The sequence below is a fragment of the Acholeplasma laidlawii genome (assembly GCF_015709225.1).
GTDB lineage: Bacteria > Bacillota_I > Bacilli_A > Acholeplasmatales > Acholeplasmataceae > Acholeplasma > Acholeplasma laidlawii_A.
Genome location: NZ_JADNRS010000033.1, coordinates 1 through 421, shown reverse-complemented (window position 1 = coordinate 421; position 421 = coordinate 1). Strand labels below are relative to the sequence as shown.

The following is a 421-nucleotide window of genomic DNA, read 5'->3' as shown; positions in this document are numbered from 1 at the left end:
AGACACAAAAAACTACTAGCATCTTTTTTTGTATAATTTAAATAAAAGGAGGCATAACTATGGGAAGACCTAAAGGTGTTAAGAATAAAACTGAATCACGTTACTGGAGTAAAGAAGCAAAATATGAATATGTTAAGCTGGTTCTATCGGGTGAATATAGTGCCATGGAACTAGGAAGAAAAAATAATGTATCTCATGGAATGATATCAAACTGGATTAGAAAATATAATGAAGGTGGAATAGAAGCATTAGAGAATAAAAGAAAACCAGGTAATCCACTCGCTAAATTTAGTCATAGGAAACAACTCTCAGAATTAGAACAACTTCAATATGAAAATATGAAATTAAGAATAGAGAATGAACGTTTAAAAAAAGGATACACAACCGAGGAGGTGATGGAAATAAAATTAAAAAGAAAATC

Annotated in this window: 1 protein-coding gene; it reads left to right on the top strand. The window is 30.4% G+C overall.

What is annotated here, in order from left to right:
- Positions 1-59: 59 nt before the first annotated feature.
- Positions 60-421 (top strand): helix-turn-helix domain-containing protein (locus tag IY230_RS03625; RefSeq protein ID WP_196369966.1); only part of this gene is annotated, 362 nt, incomplete at its 3' end.